Origin of the sequence: Cytobacillus solani, assembly GCF_006704205.1 — a bacterium.
Taxonomy (GTDB): domain Bacteria; phylum Bacillota; class Bacilli; order Bacillales; family Cytobacillaceae; genus Cytobacillus; species Cytobacillus solani.
In genome coordinates this window covers 4,977,550-5,002,794 of sequence record NZ_CP041305.1, presented here as the reverse complement: position 1 = coordinate 5,002,794, position 25,245 = coordinate 4,977,550, and the positions used below count along the sequence as shown (strand labels likewise).

Below are 25,245 nucleotides of genomic sequence, written 5' to 3'. Positions count from 1 at the left end.
CTCCCTCGTCCCATATACTACCCCTGTCTTAACGACAGAACAATCTCCTCATCTGGTGTCACATATACAGTCTGTTGGTTCTCATAAATCACAAATCCAGGTTTGGCCCCGCTAGGCTTTTTTACATGCCGAACCTGCGTGAAGTCTACTGGAACTGAACTAGAATTGCGAGCCTTACTATAATAAGCTGCTAAATTTGCAGCTTCTAATATTGTTGCTTCTGCAGGCTCTTTGCTCCGAATCACCACATGCGACCCAGGGATATCTTTCGTATGCAGCCAAATTTCGTCTCTAGCTGCCAGTTTATTTGTTAAGTAATCATTTTGTTTATTATTTTTTCCGACAAAGATTTCTGTTCCATCAGTGGAGATGTAGCGGTCAAGAATTGGTTTTACATTTTGATTCTTCTTGTTTTTCTTTTTTTGTCTATCTCTAATATAACCGCCCTCAATTAATTCCTCTCGTATTTCCGCAATATCCTTCGGTGAGGCTGTTTCCACTTGCTGAAGCAAAGTTTCAAAATAAGCATGCTCCGCTTTCGTTATTTCGATCTGCTCTTTTACAATCGTAATCGCATTTTTTGCCTTCTGATATTTTGTAAAGTATTTCTGTGCATTTTCAGAAGGCGTTTTTTGCGGATCTAGTGGAATGGTCACCATTGCTCCATTTTCATCATAATAATTGCTGACATCTACCGTTTTCATTCCTTTTTTTATCGCGTAAATATTAGCGGTGATCAGCTCACCGTAAAGCTGGTGCTGATCAGCATTTTCGGCTTCTTTTAAGGTTGCTAGCAGTTTTTCTATTTTCTTTTCATTTTTATCTTTTTCATTGTGAATAAAGCGCTCTAAGTCATTTGCATGCTGCTTGACACGATCCCGCTCTGCCTTGCCAAAATAAAAACGATCAAGCATTTCACTTAGTGAATTGAATTTCTTTGGCTCTCCTTGTAGATGCTCCAACGGAAAAAGATAGAAGCTATCCTTTTGCCCACCACTTGTGATTGCAGGGGAGAGTTCGTGATTTTTCAGTAAACGTATATAGTGTAAAAATGTTTTTGGAACAGTTGTCCTGTTAGCTAGTCCAGAATGGAAGAGCACCTCTTTTGCTAGCAATGGCGATATTCCTGCAAATGCGGAAACAAGCTGTTTATCAAGCTTCCCGCTGTTAAAATCAATTTGCCGTAAGATATCCTCCTCACTAGCCTCAAATGGATTCATCTTATCCTGCTGAGGTGGCAAAACATATTCCTGCCCTGGCAAAATTGCTCGATGACTATTTACGGCAAATGACACATGCTTAATGCTGTCCAAAATCAAGTTTCTTGTTTTATCCACTAAGGTAATATTGCTGTGTCTGCCCATTATTTCTACAATCAACTGCTTGTAAGAAGTATCACCAATTTCGTTTCTTCCTTTTACTTCGAAAATAATAATTCGATCTAAGCCAACCTGGCGTATTTCCTCTAGGAAAAATCCTTCCAGATGCTTTCTTAACAGCATGCAAAACATCGGAGGCTCAGAAGGGTTATCATGAGTTTCGTTTGTAAGCTGTACTCTTGCATAACTGGGGTGAGCTGAAAGCAGGAGCTTATGATTCTTTCCGTTAGCTCTCACTACTATAATAATTTCGTTTTTATAGGGCTGATGGATTTTATTAATTCTTCCCCCTTTTAATTCATGGGTTAGTTCTTCTGTTATAGCCCTTGTAAATAAACCGTCGAATGACATTAGGAACATCCTTTTCTATTTAAGTTTTATTTGTATATTTTTTTATCTGTATTTCTGCTAAAAGAAATACAAATGTATTTTATTGGTTCCAATATTAATTCATTTTGTTCTTCTAGGGAACCAATGTCCTCTATTGATTCCTCAAAACACTGCTTTTCTGCCATATAAGGGAATCAATACCCTCTATTGATTCCTCAAACAACGCTAATTTGCCAAATAAGGGAACCAATGACTCCTATTGATACCTCAAACAACGCTAATTTGCCAAATAAGGGAACCAATGACTCCTATTGATACCTCAAACAACGCTATTTTGCTATATAAGGGAACCAATGACTCCTATTGGTTCCCCAAACCTCTCTTATTTGCCCTATAAAGGAACCAATTGGCTTGATGTCAGCAGCTAGCATAACTTCACACAGATACAATGGCACATTTCTTATGCTAGTCGGGGCTGATCAAGCCGATTCCGCTTTTAATAATATCATAGCATTTTTTTGGACAAGGCTGAATAAGCTTTCTTTAGATGATAAGTATGGCTTGAAGGAGGAAGTGATGTCTGAATGAAATTCCATGAAATGAACGAAACAGAGGTTGAGCAAGCATTGAATACGGATTCGACATCTGGCTTAACTGAAGATGATGTAAAAAAACGAAGAAATCAATTTGGCAAGAATGAATTAGAAGAAGGGGAAAAACAATCAGCCTTACTCTTGTTCTTTAGTCAATTTAAGGATTTCATGGTCCTTGTTTTACTTGCGGCAACGCTTATTTCAGGACTGCTAGGCGAATACATTGATGCGGTTGCGATCATAGCCATTGTCATCATTAATGGCTTGCTTGGTTTCTTTCAAGAAAGAAAAGCTGAAAGATCTTTGCAAGCATTAAAGGAGCTTTCCGCTCCGCAAGTGAGTGTATTAAGAGATGGCGAGTGGATAAAGATTCCTTCAAAAGATGTAGTAGTTGGGGATCTGCTCAAATTTACGAGCGGTGATCGAGTAGGAGCAGACGTTAGAATCATTGAATCAAATAGTTTAGAGGTCGAAGAATCTGCTTTAACTGGTGAATCATTACCGGTAGCAAAAACGGCAGGTGCAATAAAAAAAGCCAATATTGGGATTGGCGATATGGAAAATATGGCTTTTATGAGCACATTAGTTACTCGCGGCAGCGGGATGGGAATCGTTGTCGCAACCGGGATGAAAACAGCGATGGGACAAATTGCTGATTTATTGCAAAATGCCGAAACAATGACAACTCCTTTACAGAGAAGACTGGAACAGTTAGGGAAAATTCTCATCACTGTGGCATTAATTCTTACTGTGCTTGTCGTTGTAGCTGGTGTCATCCAAGGTCACGATCTTTATACGATGTTCCTTGCAGGTGTCTCGCTAGCAGTAGCAGCCATTCCGGAAGGATTACCGGCGATCGTAACAGTAGCACTTTCGCTTGGTGTTCAGCGAATGATCAAGAAAAAAGCGATTGTTCGAAAGCTGCCTGCAGTAGAAACGCTTGGCTGTGCTTCTGTTATTTGTTCAGATAAAACAGGAACGATGACTCAAAATAAGATGACAGTTACCCATTTATGGAGCGGGGGGAAACAATGGCTTGTCGATGGAGTAGGCTATGAGCCTCAAGGGCATTTTTATCGAAATGACAGTCAGGTGGAACCGAAGGAAGATAAGGCACTTCAGCAAATGCTTATGTTCGGAATGCTCTGCAATCATGCGGAAATAAAAAGAAAAGAGAATGAATTCGTCATTGATGGAGATCCAACGGAAGGTGCATTGCTTGTTGCAGCAATGAAAGCGGGTTATAACCGTGATACATTACTAAGCCAGTTTCAAATTATGAAGGAATTTCCTTTCGATTCTGAAAGAAAAATGATGAGCATTGTTGTTAAAGATCAGCAAGGCAAGCAATATATTGTCACAAAGGGAGCACCGGACGTGTTAGCGGGTGTTTGTGAATCAATTCTTTGGGAAGGAAAACGTAAATTCCTGAATCGAGAAGTTATAGGACATATTCAAAAGGCAATTGAAGATTTAGCTTCACAAGCATTAAGAACTATTGCGATCGGGGTAAAAGAATTATCGCCCAACACAATCATTCTTGATGAAAAAGAAGCCGAGAAGGGATTAACCTTTATTGGTCTCCAAGGAATGATTGACCCGCCACGACCAGAGGTGAAGAATGCGGTTAAAGAGTGTAAAGAAGCGGGCATCAAAACTGTGATGATTACTGGAGATCATGTGATTACAGCGAAAGCAATAGCGAAACAGCTCGGTATTTTGACGAATAAGTCGAAGGTTCTTGATGGGAAAGCTCTTTCTGAAATGAATGTAGATGAGCTAGAAGAGGTTGTTGATGATGTAGCTGTATTCGCGCGCGTCTCTCCAGAGCACAAATTGAAAATTGTGAAAGCATTGCAAAATAAAGGACATATTGTTGCGATGACCGGTGATGGCGTCAATGATGCCCCAGCGATAAAAGCTGCAGATATCGGAGTGGCAATGGGGATAACAGGTACTGATGTGGCGAAGGAAGCATCCGCACTGGTACTGCTTGATGATAATTTTGCAACGATTAAAGCGGCAATCAAAGAAGGCAGAAACATATATGAAAATATTCGAAAGTTCATTCGATACTTGCTTGCATCCAATGTTGGGGAAATTCTCGTTATGTTGTTCGCGATGATATTAGGACTTCCGCTCCCATTAGTGCCTATCCAAATTCTATGGGTAAACCTTGTGACCGACGGACTTCCCGCTATGGCATTAGGTCTTGATCAGCCTGAAGATGATGTGATGAAACGGAAGCCGAGAAACCCGAGAGAAGGGGTTTTTGCGAGAGGACTCGGATGGAAGGTTGTTTCAAGAGGGTTTTTAATAGGAATAGCGACTTTACTTGCTTTCATATTCGCCTATCATGCAAATCCAGATGACTTACCATATGCGCAAACCATTGCTTTTGCCACATTAGTACTTGCACAGCTGATCCATGTTTTTGATTGCCGCAGTGAAAAATCAGTGTTAGCAAGGAATCCATTTGGAAACAAGTACTTAGTTTGGGCGGTTATTTCTTCCTTGATATTGCTATTTGTCGTCATATATTATCCGCCATTACAGCCAATTTTCCATACTGTGCCAATCGAAATGAAAGATTGGCTAATGATTACTGGACTTGCTGCAGTTCCAACATTTTTACTTGCAGGGTCATTTTTGATGACAAAAAGAAAATAAAATATGTTATAATAAATAAGGTAGTAGAGATTTTCTCTACTACTTTTTTCTGTGTAACCGGATGATCTAATATAAAAAGTTTGCTGGTGCTATTTATTTTGCATACAATTTCCTTCATTTATGATAAAATACGAACTAATTGCTTGTAGTAATTACATAAAAATGGCATTCCTTTCAGACAGGATGTGTTACATATGGTTGTTAGTATGACAGGTTTTGGCAGAAGCAAAAAGAGTTTGAATCAATTTTCCGCATTCGTAGAAATAAAGGCGGTAAACCACCGATTTTCTGAGTACCAAATCAGAATGCCAAGACAGCTTTTTCATATGGAAGATAAAATAAAGAAAAAGCTTGGTGAGTCTATTCATCGAGGCAGAATTGAAGTATTTGTGACAGTAGAAGGTGATCGGCTAGCAACCCGGCAAGTACAGGTTGATTGGACATTATTAGACGAATATTACCAATACATATCGAAAATTAAAGATCGATTTGCCATTGACCAGGAACTTACAGTTCATGATTTCATACGGGATGAGCTCATTTCAATTGAAGAAAAAGATGCTGGAAATGAGGAAATAGAAAGAGTTGTACTGGCCGCTATTGAAGAGGCGAGTGGTCATTTACTGCATATGCGGAAATTGGAAGGTGCTGAGTTAGAAAAGGATTTAAAGCTTCATCTTAATGAAATGGCTGAACGGATTAATCATTTAAAAGAACTTGCTCCTAAGGTTGTCCAACAATATCAAGAGCGTTTAACAAAACGAATGAGCTTATTTTTAGAAGGTCAGCTAGATGAAGCAAGAATTTTAACAGAAGTTGCTCTATTTGCTGATAAGGCAGATATCAGCGAGGAGATAACTAGGCTACTAAGCCATATGAATCAATTTGAATCGACCCTACAAGTGAATGAACGTGTAGGCAGAAAATTAGATTTCATAATTCAAGAAATGAACAGGGAAGTAAATACGATCGGTTCGAAGGCCAATGATGCCGCAATTGCTTCAGAGGTCGTAGATCTAAAGAGCTGTCTCGAAAAAATGAAAGAACAAGTGCAAAATATTGAATAAGGTTTGTTTAGAAAAGGTTTTACGGGGTCAAAATATATAACTGATGCTTGGAGGACGAAAATGTCGATTAAATTAATAAACATCGGTTTTGGCAATATTGTGTCAGCTAACCGCATAATCTCAATAGTCAGCCCGGAATCAGCACCAATCAAAAGAATTATACAAGATGCCCGTGACCGTGGGTCATTAATTGATGCAACATACGGCAGAAGAACAAGAGCGGTTATTGTGATGGATAGTGACCATGTTATCCTTTCAGCTGTTCAGCCTGAAACCGTTGCCCATCGCTTAAATGACCGAGATGAAATTATCGATGAAGGGTAGGATGAATGAATGCAGGAAAAAGGTTTATTAATAGTTTTATCCGGCCCTTCTGGTGTCGGCAAGGGAACGGTAAGAAAGGAAATCTTTTCACAGCCGGATACAGCTTTTGAATATTCAATTTCAATGACAACGAGGTCTCCAAGAGAAGGAGAAGTTGATGGGGTAGACTATTTCTTCAAGACACGCGATGAATTTGAAGCGTTAATTGAACAAGATAAGCTCCTTGAGTATGCCGAATTTGTCGGTAACTACTATGGGACACCTGTTGACTATGTTAGAGAGACACTAGATCAAGGGAAAGATGTTTTTCTTGAAATCGAGGTTCAAGGGGCAAGACAAGTACGTGAAAAATTTCCTGATGGCTTGTTTATCTTTCTTGTACCGCCTAGTCTGTCAGAGCTGAAAAACCGAATTGTTACTAGAGGTACCGAAACAGAAGATGTAATTAACAACCGGATGACAGTTGCAAAAGAAGAAATTGAAATGATGAATTTATACGACTATGTCGTAGAAAATGATCAAATTGAACGGGCATGTGATAGAATAAAGGCCATTGTTATTGCTGAACACTGTCGCAGGGAACGAGTAGAACCAAGATATATTAAAATGCTGGAGGTAGATTAAATGCTTTATCCTTCTATTGATTCATTAATGACAAAAATTGATTCCAAATATTCACTTGTGTCAGTAGCTGCAAAGAGAGCTAGAAAAATGCAAGAAAATGCAAAGCCTCAGTTAGACAAATATGTTTCACATAAGAATGTGGGCAAGGCACTTGAGGAAATCAATGCAGATCAGCTTCATTATCGTCTTTCTGCTAAACTAAAGGACGAATCTTACGAATAACTGACGGAAATAACAACCTCTTTTCAGGTTGTTATTTTTATTTCGTTCGACATTAAAACGTGAAAAAATGCGTTACTTCTTGCATAATAAAAGAGAGAAAATGATAGAAGCAGATGGGGGTTATAGAATGCTGCACGGAAAAAAAATACTGTTATGTGTAACAGGCGGGATTGCTGTATATAAGGCAGCTGCTTTAACAAGCAAACTTACCCAGGCAGGTGCAGATGTGAAGGTAATCTTAAGTGATTCTGCCTGTGAATTTGTTGCCCCGTTAACGTTCCAAGCATTATCAAGAAATGATGTATATACAGATACATTTGATGAAAAGGACTCAAAGGTTATTGCACATATTGACCTTGCAGACTGGGCAGATTTGATTTTAGTTGCACCAGCAACGGCAAATGTCATTGGGAAACTAGCAAATGGCATTGCTGATAATATGATTACGACTACATTGCTTGCGGCCACAAAACCAGTCTGGATAGCCCCAGCAATGAATGTCCACATGTATAGTCATCCAGCGGTTCAGCAAAATATTGAAACATTATATCGCTTTGGGTATCGATTTATTGAGCCTGGAGAAGGATATCTTGCCTGCGGATATGTAGGGAAAGGGCGTCTAGAGGAACCAGAGAAAATTGTAGAGAATATTGAGATGTTTTTCCACCCTAAGGATCTAAAGCTATCCGGAAAAAAGATCGTCATTACAGCTGGTCCTACCCGGGAAAAAATTGATCCAGTCAGATATATTACGAATCATTCATCAGGAAAGATGGGTTATGCGATTGCTGCAGAGGCTGCCCGAACAGGTGCAAAGGTAGTTCTTATTTCTGGTCCTGTTAGCATAACAGCACCTGTAGGAGTAGAGCTTATTCAAGTCGAAAGTGCTGAGGACATGTATCAAGCAGTTATGAAGGAATATAGTGATGCAAACATTGTCATTAAAACAGCAGCAGTGGCAGATTATCGTCCAAAAAACAGCTATGATCATAAGGTAAAGAAACAGGATGGGGACGAAAGCATGGAGCTTGAAAGAACAACGGACATTCTTATGGAGTTGGGTAAAAATAAGAAAAAACAAATTCTTATTGGCTTTGCAGCTGAAACGGATCATGTTGCTGAATATGCCCAAAAAAAGCTATTAAAGAAAAATGCTGATATGATTGTAGCTAATAATGTGAAGACAGCAGGGGCTGGATTCGGTACGGATACGAACATTGTTACGTTATTCAAGCGAGATGGGAGTGTAATAGAGCTTCCTTTACTATCGAAAAACGAAGTAGCTGTAAAGATCCTAAATGTAGCTTCGCAATTATTAGGGAATGAAATGAAATGACCATTGCAAGTGTAATTGTTGATGTACCTGCTAAACAAACGGACAGGCCTTTTGATTATGTTATACCTGATCATTTAGTTGAAGTGGTCAAGCCTGGAATGAGAGTCATTGTTCCCTTTGGCCCTCGAAAAATACAAGGTTTTGTTATTGCGGTAAAGCCAGAATCAGACTTTGGCAAATTAAAAGAATTAATTGAACCAATGGATATAACACCGATATTAAATCAAGAGCTATTAGCACTTGGAGAATGGCTGACATATGAAACGCTTTGCTATAAAATTTCCGCTTTTCAAGTTATGCTTCCTGCAGCATTAAAAGCAAAATATGAGAAAAAACTGAAATTGTCTGCAGAAGAAACGAATCTTCCAGCTGAGATTAGAGCTGTGTTGGGACCTGATGAAATGATTCCTTGGGAGGAAGCAGTGAAAAGTGGCTGTTTAAACCTATTGCAAAAGGAAGTTGCAAACGGAACTGTAGAAATTATTTATGAAGTAAAAGAGCGTGTGAAAAAGAAAAAATTAAAACATATATGGACTAATCGATCAAAGCAGCAATTAGCCGCAGAAAAGGAAAACTTGCCTGTACAGGCGGCAAAGCAGAAGGAAGTCATTGATTTTTTCCTACAAGCAGATGCTCCAGTAGAGTTGCGCAAGCTCTTATCTGAACTTGGCATATCCGCTTCTACAATTAAGGGTCTACTTCAAAAGGGGATACTTGAGGAAAAAGAGATGGAAGTGTATCGTGATCCTTTCGGAGAAAGAGTGTTTTCGCATACAGAACCGCTTCCACTTACAGCGGATCAGCAAAAAGCAATTACGCCAATTCTTGAAACCATAAAAGAGATTAAGCATCAAACCTTTTTGCTATACGGGGTGACAGGCAGCGGAAAGACGGAAATTTACCTTCAATCGATCCAAAAAGTGCTCCAGCAAGGAAGAGAGGCCATCGTTCTTGTCCCGGAAATATCATTGACCCCACAAATGGTCAAACGATTTAAAGGAAGATTTGGGAATGCGGTGGCTGTTCTTCATAGTGGGCTATCCGCTGGTGAAAAATATGATGAATGGCGAAAGATTCAGAAAAAGGAAGTGAAGGTCGTTGTTGGAGCGAGATCGGCCATCTTTGCGCCATTTGAGAATTTAGGCATTATTATCATTGATGAGGAACATGAGACAAGCTACAAGCAGGAGGATAATCCGAGGTATCATGCACGAAATGTCGCAATTAAACGAGGGGCTACACATCAATGCCCAGTTGTGCTAGGAAGTGCAACTCCATCACTTGAATCGTTTGCAAGAGCACAAAAGGGTGTATATACGCTGCTCTCCATGCCGAATCGGATGAATAATCAAGCGTTGCCTGGTGTTGAAATCATTGATATGCGGGAAGAATTAAGAGAGGGTAACCGCTCGATGTTTTCTCGGCTGCTTTTAGAAAAAATCGAGGACAGGCTAGAAAAAAAAGAGCAAATTGTCCTTTTTCTTAATAAAAGAGGCCATTCATCATTCGTCATGTGCAGAGACTGCGGGTATGTTGTAAATTGTCCAAATTGTGATATCTCCCTAACGTATCATCGGGCCAATCAGCGAATGAAATGCCATTATTGCGGGTATGAAGCACATGTACCTAATTCTTGTCCGGAATGTAGTAGTGAGCATATTCGGTACTTTGGCACTGGCACGCAAAAAGTAGAGGAAGAGCTAGTTAAAATTTTGCCACATGCAAAAGTGATTCGAATGGATGTGGACACAACAAGCCGTAAAGGTTCACATGAAAAGCTGCTTGATCAATTTCAGGAAGGTCATGCAGATATTCTTTTAGGGACACAAATGATTGCAAAGGGCCTTGATTTTCCAAATATCACATTAGTTGGTGTTTTGTCAGCGGATACGATGCTGCACTTACCTGACTTCCGTTCATCGGAGAAAACCTTCCAATTATTAACGCAAGTGAGCGGACGGGCTGGCAGGCATGAGAAGGAAGGCGAAGTCATTATTCAAACCTATACACCTGAGCATTATAGTGTAGAACTTGCAGGAGAACAGGACTTTGATCGTTTTTATGAAAAAGAAATGATGGTGCGGAAAATCCATAAGTACCCTCCTTTTTATTATATCTCCCTCATTACAGTCAGCCATGAAGAATTAATGAAAACAGTGTCGATAACAGAAAAAATTACCGCATATATTCGATCGAGACTTTCCAATGAAGCGATTTGTTTAGGTCCTGTCGCTTCTCCGATTCCTAGAATCAATAATAGATATCGATATCAATGTTTGATAAAATACAAACGGGAACCAGAGCTAAATCTAGCAATGAAGAAAATACTCGATCAATATCAACAAGAAATCTCATTAGGCGGTTTGCAAATTTCAGTGGATGTAAATCCATATATTCTAATGTAGAAATTGACCGAACGGTTATGAATACGAAGTAAATGGTTGAAAATAGTTGGATAGAGATCATACAGGAGGAAGTAAATTGGCAGTCAGAAAAATAGTAGAATTTCCCGCAGAAATCCTTGAAGTTCAGTGCAAGCCTGTTACACAATTTGATAAAAAACAAGCAAAAATCTTAAATGATATGTACGATACGATGATTGAATTTGATGGGGTTGGGCTTGCCGCTCCCCAAATTGGACTTGATATGCAGGCTGCAATCGTTGATATAGATGATGAAAATGGAACGATAGAAATGATGAATCCAGAAATTCTTGAAGTGAGCGGAGAACAAACAGGGCCGGAAGGGTGTTTAAGCTTTCCTAATCTATTTGGAGAAGTCAGCAGGCCTTATTATGTAAAAATAAAAGCACAGGATCGAAAAGGAAAGTTTTTTACTTTTGAGGCAGAAGACTTTTTAGCGCGAGCGATATTGCATGAAATTGATCATCTGCACGGTGTATTATTCACTTCGAAGGTAACAAGATATTTGGATAAAGAAGAGTTGGAAGGGTTGGAAGTAGAATGACAAAGATTGTATTTATGGGAACACCAGATTTCTCTGTTCCTGTCCTGCAGCAAATAATAAAAGATGGTTATGATGTGATTGGGATTGTGACACAGCCAGATCGTCCGGTAGGAAGAAAAAGAGTGTTAACACCGCCGCCAGTAAAGGTAGAAGCTGAAAAACACGGGATCCCAGTTTTTCAGCCCGAAAAAATCCGTCAGCCTGAAGAGCTTGAAAAAATATTGGCATTGGACCCAGATTTGATCATAACGGCTGCTTTTGGTCAAATTTTGCCAAAGGCGCTGCTAGAAGCACCGAAATACGGCTGCATCAATGTTCATGCTTCCTTGCTTCCGGAGCTTAGAGGTGGCGCACCTATCCATTATTCGATTATTCAAGGAAAAGAAAAGACAGGAATTACGATTATGTATATGGCGGAAAAGCTGGATGCAGGAGATATCTTAACACAAGTTGAAGTGCCAATTGCTGAAACAGATACGGTCGGCACATTGCATGATAAATTAAGTGCTGCAGGATCACAGCTATTATCTGAAACATTGCCAAAATTATTAAAAGGGGAATTGACATCCATACCTCAAAATGACGAGGAAGCTACCTTTGCATCAAATATTAAAAGAGAACAAGAAAAGATTGATTGGTCAAAAACAGGGGAGGAAATTTATAACCACATTCGCGGGTTAAATCCTTGGCCTGTTGCCTATACAACCTTAAATGGTGCAGTTATTAAGATTTGGTGGGCAGAGAAAACGAATAATCATATCAATAAGGTACCAGGGACGATTATTGGTTTAAATGAACAGTCTGTAATCGTGTCTACCGGAAATGATACGGCTATTAAAATTCTTCAGCTCCAGCCATCAGGCAAGAAAAAGATGTCAGCCGAGCAATTTTTAAGAGGGGCTGGTTCGCAAATTCAAGTTGGCGACTGCCTTGGGGAAGAGCAATGAAGAAAGAGAGGAAGAAAAATGTCCGAGAGACTGCACTTGATTTGTTAGAAACGATTGAGAAAAATCAGGCATACAGTAATCTCCTTCTAAATAATGCGATTAAGAAAAATGAAATAAACCAGAAGGACATTGGCCTGCTTACGGAATTAACCTATGGAACATTGCAGCGGAGAATGAGCCTTGACTTCTATTTGGAGCCATTTTTAAATGGAAATAAAAAAGTGGAAAGCTGGGTTAAGCAATTATTGCGTCTGACCTTATATCAAATGGTTTATTTAGATAAAATACCAGACCGAGCAGCTATTTTTGAGGCAGTTGAGATTGCTAAGCAAAAGGGCCATAAAGGGATTTCTGGGATGGTCAATGGTGTTCTTAGAAATATCCAGCGACAAGGTCTGCCATCTATTGAAACTTTGGAGGATCCAATCGAAAGACTGTCAATTGAAACAAGTCATCCGCTATGGCTTGTAAAAAGATGGGTCGACCAGCTCGGTATCGAACAAGCAAAGCAGATGTGTGAGATCAATTTAACGGCTCCATTGCAGACAGCAAGAGTGAATCTAACAAAGATTTCGAAAGAGGATTGCATTCTGAAGCTTAATGAGGAAGGTTTCCAAGTAGAAGCAAGTCCTGTTTTACCAGAGGCAATTAAGTGCTACCGAGGGAATCTTGCAAACTCGGTTGCTTTTAAAGAAGGATATATAACGATTCAAGATGAAAGCTCTATGCTTGCGGCATATGCATTAGGTGCTGAGGTAAATGAAAGGATCTTGGATGCTTGTGCTGCACCTGGGGGGAAATCAACTCATATTGCAGAGAAAATGCAAAATACTGGACAAGTCATTTCACTTGATCTCCATGAACATAAAGTAAAGCTCATTAAGGAAAATGCAACTAGATTAGAGCTTACTAATATTGAACCAAGTGCACTTGATAGCAGAAAGGTTCAAGAATATTTTGAGAAGGAATCATTTGATCGTATTTTGCTTGATGCTCCATGCTCTGGCCTTGGTGTCATGAGAAGGAAGCCTGATATGAAGTATACGAAAAAAGAAGAAGATTTAATGCAGCTATCATCGATACAGTTAAACTTATTAAAAGCTGTTTCCCCTTTGTTGAAAAAAGGTGGTATTCTAGTTTATAGTACTTGTACAGTTGATAGGGAAGAGAATCAGCTTGTAGTTGAGTCCTTTTTAAAAAATGATGTAGATTTTGAAGAGGATCTTACGATAAAGGATCGGATGCCTGCAGCGATTCGTCCATTAGTTAATGGATTTGAGCTTCAAATTTTACCACAAGATATTGGTTCGGATGGCTTTTATATAGCCTGTTTAAGAAAGAAGGTGTAAGAATGGAACAAGTAACAGCTATGAAACAATCAACGATAGATCAAAAACCCTCCATTTATTCTTTACAACTGCAGGAGCTTAAAGAATGGCTCAAAGAGAATAATGAAAAAGCATTTCGTGCTGAGCAAATTTTTGACTGGCTTTATACCAAAAGGGTCACTTCATTTGAAGATATGACAAATTTATCAAAACAGTTAAGAGATAGGCTGGAATCAGCTTTTACCTTAACAACTTTAAAAACGATCATCCAGCAGCAGTCGTCGGATGGAACAATTAAATTTCTGTTTGAGCTTCATGATGGCTATTCGATTGAAACGGTATTAATGAGGCATGATTATGGAAACTCTGTATGTGTGACAACACAGGTCGGATGCAGAATTGGCTGTACGTTTTGTGCTTCTACATTAGGCGGATTAAAACGCAACTTAGAAGCAGGAGAAATTGTTGCACAGGTCGTAAAAGTACAGCAGGCTCTTGATAAGACTGACGAGCGTGTAAGCTCGGTTGTAATTATGGGAATTGGCGAACCGTTTGACAATTTTGATCATATGCTCTCGTTTTTAAAAATTATTAATCATGATAAGGGCTTGAATATTGGTGCACGTCATATCACTGTTTCTACAAGTGGAATTATCCCGAAAATCTATAAATTTGCCGATGAAAACATGCAGATTAATTTTGCCTTATCGTTGCATGCACCAAATACAGAGCTTCGCAGTCGTCTAATGCCTATTAATCGTGCGTATAAATTGCCTGACTTAATGGATGCCATACGCTATTATATAAATAAGACAGGCAGACGTGTCAGCTTTGAATATGGATTATTTGGCGGTGTTAATGATCAGGTTGAACATGCGGAAGAATTGGCAAGACTGATTAAAGGGTTGAAGTGTCATGTGAATTTAATCCCTGTCAATTATGTTCCTGAAAGAGATTATGTAAGAACACCGAGGGAGCAGATTATTAATTTTGAAAAAACGTTGAAAAATCATGGCATTAATGTAACTGTTCGCAGAGAACAGGGTCATGATATTGATGCAGCATGTGGACAACTTCGTGCAAAGGAGCGAAAAGAGGAGACGAGGTGACAAGATGAACGCTGTTTATAGGACAGACCGAGGAAGAATTCGTCAGCATAATGAAGATAACGGTGGAGTTTTTACGAATAAATGCGGTCAGCGCCTTGCCATTGTAGCAGATGGCATGGGTGGCCATCGCGCTGGTGATGTGGCAAGTGAAATGGCACTGACACATTTACAGAAGCAATGGGGAGAAACAGAAGAAATCCAAACCGCTGATGAGGCGGAAGAATGGCTAAAAACAAATATTGAACAAGGGAATATCCTTATCCATGACCATTCAAAGAAGGTATCTGAATGCGAAGGCATGGGGACAACAATGGTTGCTGCTATATGTACCGATCGTTTTACAAGTGTAGCCAATATTGGTGATAGCAGATGCTATATTTTAAATGAAATGGGTTTTCAGCAATTAACGGATGACCATTCGCTTGTGAATGAGCTAGTTCGAACGGGACAAATTTCAAAAGAGGATGCCGAACATCATCCAATGAAAAATGTCGTTTTAAGAGCATTGGGGACAGAAGAATCTGTGAGCATTGACATTAAAACGATTATTTTTGAAGATGGAGACTTGCTCTTATTATGTTCTGATGGTCTTTCAAATAAAGTGACTGAGGCTGAAATGATCGACATACTTAAAAGTGAGACTGACTTGGATGATAAGGCTTCTACTCTTATTGAATTGGCTAATAACCACGGCGGTGAAGATAATATAACCCTAGTCATTGTTGAGTTTTTGGATGGTAGTAAATCTGGTGATGGCTTATGATGATTGGAAAAAGAATTAGCGGTAGATATAAAATTCTTGAAAGCATTGGCGGGGGTGGAATGGCTAATGTTTATTTAGCCCATGACATGATTCTAGATCGTGATGTAGCGGTTAAAATGCTTCGACTAGATTTTGCTAATGATGAGGAGTTTATTCGCCGTTTTCATCGTGAAGCACAATCAGCAACAAGTCTAGCCCATCCGAATATCGTTAGTATTTACGATGTTGGAGAAGAAGATTCGATCTACTATATCGTGATGGAATATGTGGATGGACAAACATTAAAGCAATACATACAGCAAAACAGTCCGATTCAGTTAGACAAAGTGCTTGATATTATGAAGCAATTAACATCAGCCATTTCTCATGCTCATCAAAATCATATTATCCATCGAGACATTAAGCCTCATAATGTATTAATTGACCAGTTTGGCAATGTGAAAATTACAGACTTTGGAATAGCAATGGCTTTGAGTGCAACAAGTATTACACAAACGAACTCTGTGTTAGGTTCTGTGCATTATTTGTCACCCGAACAAGCAAGAGGCGGAATGGCCAATCGGAAGTCAGATATTTATTCGTTAGGAATCGTGATGTTTGAATTACTGACTGGTCGATTGCCATTTTCGGGCGAATCCGCAGTATCTATTGCACTTAAACACCTGCAATCTGAAACGCCTTCACTACGGAGATGGAATCCATCGATCCCTCAAAGTGTCGAAAATATTGTTTTCAAAGCAACTGCTAAGGATCCATTTCATCGTTATGATAGTGTAGAGGAAGTAGAAGAAGATATAAGAACAGCACTTGAGCCTGAACGAATTCATGAGGAAAAATTAATTTTTCCAATTGATAATGACGCGACTAAGGCGATTCCGATCATAACAGACAACCATTCCTTTTCAAATATGGAGGAAACGGTCGTTCGTGATAAGGACATGAAAGGGAATCACTCTCCTCAGGATACGCCGCCAAAGAAAGAGAAGAAAGTAAAAAAAGATCAGAAAAAACGAAGAAAATGGCCAACCATCTTAGTTTCTACTTTTTTTGCCTTAATTATCCTTGGCATTTTTGTGGTCTTTGTTCTTCCTGATATATTGGCACCGGATGAAATATCTGTACCTGAATTAACTGGAGAAAAGGCTGATGAGGCTATTAAGCAGCTAGAAGAAGCTGGATTTAGTATTGGTGAGACGATTTCAATTAATGATGATGAATTAGATGAAGGGTTAATAATTAAAACTGATCCTAAGGCTGGTACCGTTCTAAAAGAAGGAGCAAAAATTGACCTATATGAAAGTTTAGGCGAAGAAAAATATGAACTTGAAAACTATGTAGGCAAATCTTTTGATGATGTGGATCGATTGCTGAGGAATACCTTCAAAAAGATCGTGAAAGAAGAAGTGAATGATGAAAGTGAAGCTGCAGGTACCATATTAGAACAAAGCAAGCCAGAAGGAGAGCTTGTTGTCCCAGAGGATACTGAATTGGTTTTTACTGTTAGTAAGGGACCGAAGCCTATCACTTTAGAAGATTTAAGAGAGTATAATAAAAAAGGGCTGGAGGCATATGAAAAATCTACAGGTGTAGTTATTGAGTATGGAAAGGAAGAATACCATGACACTGTTTCGGAAGGCCTTGTTATCAGGCAAGAACCTGGAGCAGGTTCGCAAGTTTCAAAGGGAAGCAAAGTTAAAGTGGTTATATCTAAAGGAAAAAAGGAAATCCCTCCGAAAACAGTATTTATTGAGGTAACCGTTCCATATGAGCCTGTAATAGAGGGCCAGCCACAGGAAGTACAGATTTATGTTAATGATATGAATCAAAGCATAACCGATCCTTTTATAACAGAGTACATTACTGAAACGAGAAAATTTAGATTAGAGCTTGAGATTCAACACGGGCAGAAAGCAGTATATCAAGTTAGAAGAGATAATACTGTCATTGACCAGCAGGAAGTACCATATCCTGAATAATAATAGAAAGAAGTGTTGCTATGCCTGAGGGCAAAATCATAAAGGCATTAAGCGGTTTTTATTATGTATTGAATGAGAGTGAGACCGTGCAATGCCGTGGTAGAGGGGTTTTTAGAAAGAATAAAATAACCCCGCTAGTCGGTGATGAAGTTGTTTTCCAAGCTGAAAATGATAAAGAAGGATATATTTTAGAAGTAAAAGAACGGAAGAATGAACTTGTTCGGCCGCCAATTGCCAATGTAGACCAAGCAATTCTCGTTTTTTCTGCTGTCGAGCCTGACTTCAGCACTGCCCTTCTTGATCGTTTTCTTGTATTAGTAGAGTTTAATCATATTAAGCCGATAATTTGTATAACGAAAATGGATTTAACAAATGCGAAACAAAATAAGGAGATACAGCACTATGCAGAGGACTATCGAAAGGCAGGCTATGACGTTCTCTTAACTTCTTCTGAAACAGAAGAAGGAGTAAAGGAACTATTCCCTTATTTGGAGGGGGAAATTTCAGTTTTTGCAGGACAGTCAGGTGTTGGCAAATCTTCTCTCCTTAATGCGCTTAATCCAGATTTAGATTTAAGAACGGATGATATTTCCTCCCATCTTGGGAGAGGGAAGCATACGACAAGACATGTGGAACTAATTAAAGTTGGACAAGGCTTAGTAGCTGATACTCCAGGGTTTAGCTCCCTTGAATTTATGGATATAGAGATTCCTGATCTTAACTTTTGTTTCCCAGATATTGAAAAGCTGAGTGAGGAATGTAAATTTAGGGGATGTCTTCACATGGCAGAACCAAAATGCGCAGTTAAGGCTGCTATTGAAAATGGGGAACTCCCATCCTATAGGTATGAACACTATAAGACATTTTTGCAAGAAATAAAAGACAGAAAGCCGAGGTACTAACTATGGTGAAGATAGCCCCTTCCATACTATCTGCTGATTTTTCCAAGCTGGGGGAGGAAATTAAAGATGTTGAAAGAGGAGGAGCCGATTATATTCATGTCGATGTTATGGACGGGCATTTTGTTCCGAATATTACAATCGGACCTTTAATTGTTGAAGCGATTCGGCCCACGACGAAGCTTCCTCTTGATGTGCATCTTATGATTGAGAATCCAGACCAGTATATTGAGTCTTTCGCGAAGGCCGGAGCCGATTATATTACCGTTCATGTTGAAGCTTGTCGACATCTTCATCGCACGATTCATTACATCAAGTCTTTTGGTGTGAAAGCAGGAGTAGTATTAAATCCGGCAACACCTGTTCAGATGATTGAAGATATTATTGAAGATGTTGATATGGTTTTGCTGATGACAGTAAATCCTGGTTTTGGCGGTCAAAAGTTTATTCCATCTGTCCTTCGAAAAATTGCTGCTGTGAAGAAGATGGCAGATGATAAAGGATTGAATATTGAAATTGAAGTAGATGGCGGGGTAAATGAAGAGACGGCAAAGCTTTGTATTGAAGCAGGTGCGAATGTGCTTGTGGCTGGTTCCGCCGTATACAATCAAAAGGATCGTGCGAAGGCAATTGCAGCAATTAAAGGCAGTACCATACTTAATTAATTCGAAGTCAGCTGTCACTAGCTGACTTCTTTTTAGCTAGTAGGAAAATTTAAATTTGTTAACGTATTAAGGTGATATTCTACGTTCAATAAATTTCCTGCTTATAGTAACGCATAAGAAAAACTAAGGTATTCGCCGGAAGGACTTGGCGAATGCTTAGTTTTTTTAATAGTCTTTATAAGGTGGTCGAAATAATGAATATAAATATATTGGCTGGTGGACCGAATGAATTACTGCCAAATCTAGAAAGATATCAAACAGATGAAGATATTTGGGTGGGAGTCGATAGAGGAGTCTTTACACTTCTATCTATTGGAATGAAACCGACGATTGCTTTTGGTGATTTCGACTCCGTTACAGTTGAGGAAATGGATGCAATCGAGCAAAATGTTGATGAATTGAACCGCTTCATGCCTGAAAAAGATGAAACAGATATGGAACTGGCGATGGATTGGGCGATTGAACAAAAACCTGACTTAATTAGAGTTTTCGGAGCAACAGGAGGCAGAGTCGATCATTTTATCGCAAACATTCAACTACTTATGAAACCATTGCAAATAGATCAGCAAATACAGGTGGAAATAATCGACAAAAAAAATATTGTGTTTCTTCGAATGCCAGGAAAGTATCCAATAAAGAAAATTACAGGCTTTAAATACATTTCATTCTTGCCCATTACAATGGAAGTTAACGGTATGACACTTGAGGGCTTTAAATATCCATTAGTAGACCGCCAGATCCCTTTAGGCTCCACTTTATGCATAAGTAATGAACTTATTCACGATTGTGGTCATTTTTCATTTTCAAAAGGCATATTAATGGTTGTAAGAAGTAATGATTAGGTCTGAAAAAATGATTAGTACTTATCTATTTATTTTGAATATGATGAATGGTGAAGATGGATGTGTGAGATCGAGGAGGGACATGAGTAATGAGATTTTATACCATTAAATTGCCAAAGTTTTTAGGCGGAATTGTCCGTGCAATGTTAGGGACCTTCAAGAAAAATTGAACCATTACATGAAGCAAAGAGCACCTGTTAAAGGTGCTTTATTTTTTTAATTGAGAATTGTCTAGCCTAAGCGTCCTATCCCCTATCAAACTTCAGGTCCCCTCCCTACGATAAGTCAACATCGACTCGCTATCGCTCTTCGTGTTTCCTTTATCGAAAGAACCGGCCCTTCTGCGTTTGTGCGGCGATGGCCAAGGCGCTTCCGCTTAACTATAGAAAAAGGACATCCCATAAGGATGTCCCGACACGTAATTAAACGCGTTCTACTTTACCAGATCTAAGCGCTCTTGCAGAAACCCAAACACGTTTCGGTTTTCCGTCTACAAGGATACGTACTTTTTGAAGGTTAGCACCCCATGTACGTTTGTTAGCATTCATAGCATGAGAACGTGCATTACCTGTAGTTGTTTTTCTACCAGTTACAACACATTTGCGTGGCATATTCATTTCCCTCCTTAACACATAAGCTAAAAGCTTTTTTAAGAATCATTTGCCATGTTAGATGACCAAAGTGATTTAATGTTAAAAAAAGCAAAACTTATTTTTAGACATTAAAAGATACTTTAATAATTTATCATACAACCATTTTTAATGCAATACTTGACTTTCAAGAAAAAAACCTTGACATACACTATGATTGAATAAGCTATAATAAAAAGATAGACTGTAGCTTTCAAAATAAATGTACTTATAGTAAAATATTTTAAGGTGTGTGGATAAGCTGCTTCGAAAGTTATAGCTCTTGGAGCAAAAATAGGGGTAGAACAATTTTAAAGGGGGAAAGAAATATGTCAATCGAACTTAAAACGAAATTCGGCCAAATTGATATCTCAAATGACGTGATTGCTACGCTTGCAGGTGGAGCGGCTGTTGACTGCTATGGTATAGTTGGTATGGCCTCTAAGCAACAAATAAGAGATGGCTTAACAGAAATTTTGCGTAAAGAGAATTTTACCCGCGGTGTAATTGTTCGCCAAGAAAACGATGAAGTACATATCGACATGTATATTATTGTTAGTTACGGAACAAAAATTTCCGAGATTGCTCATAATGTTCAATCGAAAGTAAAATACACGCTTAATCAAACAGTTGGCCTTGCCATCGAGTCGGTCAATATTTACGTTCAGGGTGTTCGTGTTACGAACCCGTAATGAGGAGGAAAGACTTGTGTCAATTAAAGTTTTAGACGGAAAACGATTTGCCGAAATGGTTATACTCGGTGCGAACCATTTATCCGTTCATGCGAAATTGGTAGATGCACTTAACGTTTTCCCTGTTCCTGATGGTGATACAGGAACAAATATGAATTTATCAATGACTTCAGGTGCTAAGGAAGTAAAGAATAATGTTCAGCCGCATATTGGTAAAGTAGGGTCAGCGCTTTCGAAAGGTTTGCTGATGGGAGCGCGTGGAAATTCAGGTGTTATATTGTCTCAGTTATTTCGCGGATTCTCAAAAGCGATTGAACAAAAATCAGAAATAGACGGCAAAGAGTTTGCTGCAGCACTTCAAAATGGGGTTGAAACTGCCTATAAAGCAGTAATGAAGCCTGTTGAAGGGACAATATTAACAGTCGCAAAGGATGCCGCTAAAAGGGCAGTCCAAATAGCAAAAAATGAAGATAATATCATCGCTATTATGGATGAGGTAGTGAAAGAGGCAAAAGCTTCTTTAAACCGTACACCTGATTTACTGCCTGTCCTTAAGGAAGTAGGAGTAGTTGACAGTGGAGGTCAAGGACTCGTATTCGTATACGAAGGTTTTCTTGCCGAATTAAAAGGAGAAGAATTGCCGGATACACCTGCCTCTCTTCCAAAAATGGATGAGCTAGTTAGTGCGGAGCACCATAAAAATGTCCATAGCTTTATGAATACTGAGGATATTGAATTCGGTTACTGTACCGAGTTTATGGTGAAATTTGAAAGTGGAAAGCTTGCAAATAATCCATTTACTGAAGAAAAGTTCCGTCAGGATTTAAGCAAGTATGGAGATTCTTTATTAGTTATTGCTGATGAAGAACTTGTTAAAGTACATATTCACTCTGAACAGCCAGGAGATTGCTTAACATACGGTCAGCGTTACGGCAGCCTGATTAACATGAAAATTGAAAATATGCGTCAACAGCATTCTAATTTGGTAGATGAAGTACAAACACCGCTTGTTTCTGAAAATGAATTAAAAAAAGCAAAACAAGAATATGGAATTGTAACCGTCTCAATGGGAAGTGGAATTGCTGATTTGTTCCGCAGTATTGGTGCACATGCTGTTATCGAGGGTGGCCAAACAATGAATCCAAGTACAGAGGATATTGTTAAAGCAATAAATGAAGTTAACGCTAAAAAAGTGATTATTCTTCCTAATAATAAAAACATTATTATGGCTGCACAGCAGGCAGCTGAGGTGTCTGATCAAGAAGTGATTGTTATTCCTTCGAAGACTGTTCCACAAGGAATGTCAGCATTGCTTGCTTTCAATCCAGGAGCGGAATTATCACAAAATGAAGAAGTGATGAATGAAGCATTACAGCATGTGAAAACAGGTCAAGTAACTTTTGCTGTTAGAGATACGAGCATTGATGGACTTGAAATAGAAAAGAATGATTTCATGGGTATTAATGAAGGAAAAATTGTTGTTAAAAATAAAGATAAGGTCCTATCGGCAAAAGATTTATTAATGAACATGATTGATGCTGATTCAGAAATCTTAACCATTTTAAAAGGGGAAGATTCCACTGATGAAGACATTCAAGCCCTAGTTAGCTTCGTGGAAGATGAATATGAAGATGTAGAAATTGAAGTGCATGATGGGAAGCAGCCGCTGTATGCATTCATTTTTGCGATCGAATAAGTGATGTGAAAAGAAGGGGGATCCCCTTCTTTTTTGTCATGAAAAAAATGAAAGGGAGGGTATGGCGGATATGGTCTTTTCCGCTAAAGGATCGTGAATGAAATCTTAAATCAGTCCATAACAGCCATTAAAGGAATCGGTGGAGAAACAGAAGAAATTCTTGGTGAAATGAAGATACGGACCGTTAATGATTTGCTGGAATATTTCCCATATCGATATGAAGATTATCGCCTTCGTGATTTAGCTGATGTAAAGCACGATGAAAGAATTACTATTGAAGGGAAGGTCCATAGCGAGCCTTCTCTCGTCTATTATGGAAGAAAGCGATCAAGATTGACCGTAAGAGTACTTGTCGGAAGATATCTTGTGCAGGTTGTGCTATTTAATCAGCCTTATGTGAAAAATAAGATTGCGATTAATGAAACAGTGTCGATAACAGGAAAATGGGATCAGCATCGACAAACGATAACGGCAAGTGAAATACATATTGGTTCACAGACCAAGTCTAAGGATTTTGAACCTGTATATACAGTAAAGGGAAAGCTAACGGTTAAAGGATTAAGACGATTTATTAATTTAGCTTTCAATCAATTTGGTGAGTTTATTGTAGAAACCTTGCCTGAGCAATTCTTAAAAAACTACAAGCTTTTAAATAGAAGAACAGCCATAAGAATTATGCATTTTCCAACTGACCAGCAAGAGCTTAAGCAAGCAAGACGCCGGATTGTATATGAAGAATTTTTTTATTTTCAGTTAAAAATGCAGGCATTAAGAAAATTTGAAAGAGACCATACAAAAGGAATTGCTCAAGACTATAACCTTGAATCGCTTCAGTCATTCTTACAGTCTCTTCCATTCTCGCTAACAGATGCTCAGAAGCGAGTAGTGAATGAAATTCTTACTGATATGAAATCTCCTTTTAGGATGAATCGGCTTTTACAGGGGGATGTTGGTTCAGGGAAAACGGCTGTTGCAGCAATAGCTCTGTATGCAAGTATAACAGCTGGGTTTCAAGGGGCATTGATGGTGCCAACGGAAATTCTCGCAGAACAGCATATGGAATCACTGAAGGCGATGCTTGAACCGTTCCAGCTTCGTTGTGAGTTATTATCTAGCTCTGTAAAAGGGAAACGCCGAAAAGAAATATTGCAACTATTAAAGGCAGGCGAAATCGATATTTTAATCGGAACGCATGCATTAATTCAGGATGAAGTCGAATTTTACAATCTTGGACTTGTGATCACGGACGAGCAGCATCGATTCGGGGTAGAGCAGCGAAGAGTCTTAAGGGAAAAGGGCGAAAATCCTGATATACTATTTATGACTGCTACGCCAATTCCACGGACACTTTCGATCACTGTTTTTGGTGAAATGGATGTGTCGATAATTGATGAGATGCCAGCTGGAAGAAAGACTATTGAAACGTATTGGGCAAAGCCTGATATGCTGGATCGCGTCCTTGCTTTTGTGGAAAAAGAGCTGCGTGCGGGTCATCAAGCTTATGTCATTTGCCCCCTTATTGAAGAGTCAGATAAATTAGATGTTCAAAATGCAATTGATGTCCACAGCAACTTAACACATTATTTTAATGGACGGTATGCAATCGGACTCATGCATGGCAGACTTACTCCAGATGAAAAAGAAGCGGTTATGAAGGCGTTTAGTCAAAATGAAAAACAAGTGCTTGTATCAACTACAGTTGTTGAGGTAGGCGTAAACGTCCCAAATGCAACAATGATGGTCATTTATGATGCGGAAAGATTCGGACTTGCTCAGCTTCACCAGCTAAGAGGGAGAGTGGGACGAGGGAGTGAGCAGTCCTACTGTATTTTACTTGCTGATCCTAAATCAGAAGTTGGTAAGGAACGGATGAAAATAATGACAGATACAAATGATGGATTTCTGCTTAGCGAAAAAGATCTTGAGCTAAGAGGCCCGGGAGACTTTTTTGGTAAAAAACAAAGTGGTCTACCTGAATTTAAAGTGGCAGATATGGTTCATGATTATCGCGCTTTAGAAACGGCAAGGAATGATGCTGCTCAAATGATCCAGTCAAATGAGTTTTGGCATTCCTCTGAATATATGTATTTAAGAAATTATTTGAAGGAATCAGGTGTTTTAGAAGGAGAAAAGCTTGATTAAAGCGATTCTTAATTATATACTACTATTAGTACCTAGTCTTAATAT

22 protein-coding genes are annotated in these 25,245 nt (G+C 38.9%); 20 read left to right on the top strand and 2 right to left on the bottom strand.

The window, feature by feature from the left end; translation table 11 throughout:
- Positions 1-17: 17 nt before the first annotated feature.
- Positions 18-1,730 carry an Rqc2 family fibronectin-binding protein gene (locus FI644_RS25115; RefSeq protein WP_142108945.1) on the bottom strand — a complete coding sequence of 571 codons (1,713 nt, stop codon included), beginning with the start codon at positions 1,728-1,730 and terminating at the stop codon, positions 18-20.
- A gap of 563 nt (positions 1,731-2,293) precedes the next feature.
- Here FI644_RS25115 and FI644_RS25110 point away from each other — a divergent pair.
- The 17 genes from FI644_RS25110 (at position 2,294) to spoVM (ending at position 20,211) form a co-directional block, all read left to right on the top strand.
- A complete protein-coding gene (locus FI644_RS25110) occupies positions 2,294-4,972 on the top strand; it encodes a calcium-translocating P-type ATPase, SERCA-type (protein WP_056684064.1) in 2,679 nt (892 codons plus the stop codon).
- Between the two features lie 194 nt (positions 4,973-5,166).
- Positions 5,167-6,039 (top strand): YicC/YloC family endoribonuclease, encoded by an 873-nt coding sequence (locus tag FI644_RS25105; RefSeq protein ID WP_142108944.1) that lies wholly within the window; start codon positions 5,167-5,169, stop codon positions 6,037-6,039.
- A gap of 60 nt (positions 6,040-6,099) precedes the next feature.
- Positions 6,100-6,363 carry an extracellular matrix/biofilm regulator RemA gene (gene remA, locus FI644_RS25100; RefSeq protein WP_003350261.1) on the top strand — a complete coding sequence of 88 codons (264 nt, stop codon included), beginning with the start codon at positions 6,100-6,102 and terminating at the stop codon, positions 6,361-6,363.
- A gap of 9 nt (positions 6,364-6,372) precedes the next feature.
- A complete protein-coding gene (gene gmk, locus FI644_RS25095; protein ID WP_053475611.1) occupies positions 6,373-6,987 on the top strand; it encodes a guanylate kinase in 615 nt (204 codons plus the stop codon).
- Positions 6,988-7,209, top strand: a complete 222-nt coding sequence (rpoZ, locus tag FI644_RS25090; RefSeq protein ID WP_053475612.1) for a DNA-directed RNA polymerase subunit omega — start codon at positions 6,988-6,990, stop codon at positions 7,207-7,209. It begins immediately after the preceding gene.
- A gap of 127 nt (positions 7,210-7,336) precedes the next feature.
- Entirely contained in the window at positions 7,337-8,545 is a 1,209-nt protein-coding gene (gene coaBC / locus FI644_RS25085) for a bifunctional phosphopantothenoylcysteine decarboxylase/phosphopantothenate--cysteine ligase CoaBC (RefSeq protein ID WP_053475613.1), read from the top strand.
- Entirely contained in the window at positions 8,542-10,950 is a 2,409-nt protein-coding gene (priA, locus tag FI644_RS25080; RefSeq protein ID WP_142108943.1) for a primosomal protein N', read from the top strand. The genes coaBC and priA overlap by 4 nt, the downstream gene beginning before the upstream one ends.
- Before the next feature lie 76 nt (positions 10,951-11,026).
- A complete protein-coding gene (gene def / locus FI644_RS25075) occupies positions 11,027-11,512 on the top strand; it encodes a peptide deformylase (RefSeq protein ID WP_056684067.1) in 486 nt (161 codons plus the stop codon).
- Positions 11,509-12,459, top strand: a complete 951-nt coding sequence (gene fmt, locus FI644_RS25070) for a methionyl-tRNA formyltransferase (RefSeq protein WP_056684069.1) — start codon at positions 11,509-11,511, stop codon at positions 12,457-12,459. The genes def and fmt overlap by 4 nt, the downstream gene beginning before the upstream one ends.
- On the top strand, positions 12,456-13,808 hold the full coding sequence (rsmB, locus tag FI644_RS25065; protein WP_056684071.1) for a 16S rRNA (cytosine(967)-C(5))-methyltransferase RsmB: 1,353 nt from the start codon (positions 12,456-12,458) through the stop codon (positions 13,806-13,808). The genes fmt and rsmB overlap by 4 nt, the downstream gene beginning before the upstream one ends.
- Before the next feature lie 2 nt (positions 13,809-13,810).
- Positions 13,811-14,896 (top strand): dual-specificity RNA methyltransferase RlmN, encoded by a 1,086-nt coding sequence (gene rlmN / locus FI644_RS25060; RefSeq protein WP_053475618.1) that lies wholly within the window; start codon positions 13,811-13,813, stop codon positions 14,894-14,896.
- A 4-nt stretch (positions 14,897-14,900) separates the two neighbouring features.
- Entirely contained in the window at positions 14,901-15,659 is a 759-nt protein-coding gene (locus FI644_RS25055; RefSeq protein ID WP_053475619.1) for a Stp1/IreP family PP2C-type Ser/Thr phosphatase, read from the top strand.
- The gene (gene pknB / locus FI644_RS25050) at positions 15,656-17,635 is read left to right on the top strand and encodes a Stk1 family PASTA domain-containing Ser/Thr kinase (protein WP_053475620.1); all 1,980 of its coding nucleotides are present in this window, start codon (positions 15,656-15,658) and stop codon (positions 17,633-17,635) included. The genes FI644_RS25055 and pknB overlap by 4 nt, the downstream gene beginning before the upstream one ends.
- A 20-nt stretch (positions 17,636-17,655) precedes the next feature.
- The gene (gene rsgA / locus FI644_RS25045; RefSeq protein ID WP_053475621.1) at positions 17,656-18,537 is read left to right on the top strand and encodes a ribosome small subunit-dependent GTPase A; all 882 of its coding nucleotides are present in this window, start codon (positions 17,656-17,658) and stop codon (positions 18,535-18,537) included.
- 2 nt (positions 18,538-18,539) lie between these two features.
- Positions 18,540-19,199: a ribulose-phosphate 3-epimerase gene (rpe, locus tag FI644_RS25040; RefSeq protein WP_056684075.1), complete on the top strand. Its 660-nt coding sequence runs from the start codon at positions 18,540-18,542 to the stop codon at positions 19,197-19,199.
- Between the two features lie 194 nt (positions 19,200-19,393).
- Positions 19,394-20,041: a thiamine diphosphokinase gene (locus FI644_RS25035; protein ID WP_053475623.1), complete on the top strand. Its 648-nt coding sequence runs from the start codon at positions 19,394-19,396 to the stop codon at positions 20,039-20,041.
- Between the two features lie 89 nt (positions 20,042-20,130).
- Entirely contained in the window at positions 20,131-20,211 is an 81-nt protein-coding gene (gene spoVM, locus FI644_RS25030) for a stage V sporulation protein SpoVM (protein WP_053475624.1), read from the top strand.
- A gap of 252 nt (positions 20,212-20,463) precedes the next feature.
- Here spoVM and rpmB read toward each other — a convergent pair whose 3' ends face one another.
- A complete protein-coding gene (gene rpmB / locus FI644_RS25025) occupies positions 20,464-20,652 on the bottom strand; it encodes a 50S ribosomal protein L28 (RefSeq protein ID WP_053475625.1) in 189 nt (62 codons plus the stop codon).
- Between the two features lie 347 nt (positions 20,653-20,999).
- On the opposite strand from rpmB, the gene FI644_RS25020 reads away from it, so the two are divergent.
- The 3 genes from FI644_RS25020 (at position 21,000) to recG (ending at position 25,200) form a co-directional block, all read left to right on the top strand.
- A complete protein-coding gene (locus FI644_RS25020; protein WP_053475626.1) occupies positions 21,000-21,362 on the top strand; it encodes an Asp23/Gls24 family envelope stress response protein in 363 nt (120 codons plus the stop codon).
- Between the two features lie 16 nt (positions 21,363-21,378).
- Entirely contained in the window at positions 21,379-23,058 is a 1,680-nt protein-coding gene (locus tag FI644_RS25015) for a DAK2 domain-containing protein (protein ID WP_053475627.1), read from the top strand.
- A 93-nt stretch (positions 23,059-23,151) separates the two neighbouring features.
- Positions 23,152-25,200: an ATP-dependent DNA helicase RecG gene (gene recG / locus FI644_RS25010; protein ID WP_056684078.1), complete on the top strand. Its 2,049-nt coding sequence runs from the start codon at positions 23,152-23,154 to the stop codon at positions 25,198-25,200.
- Positions 25,201-25,245: the final 45 nt, after the last annotated feature.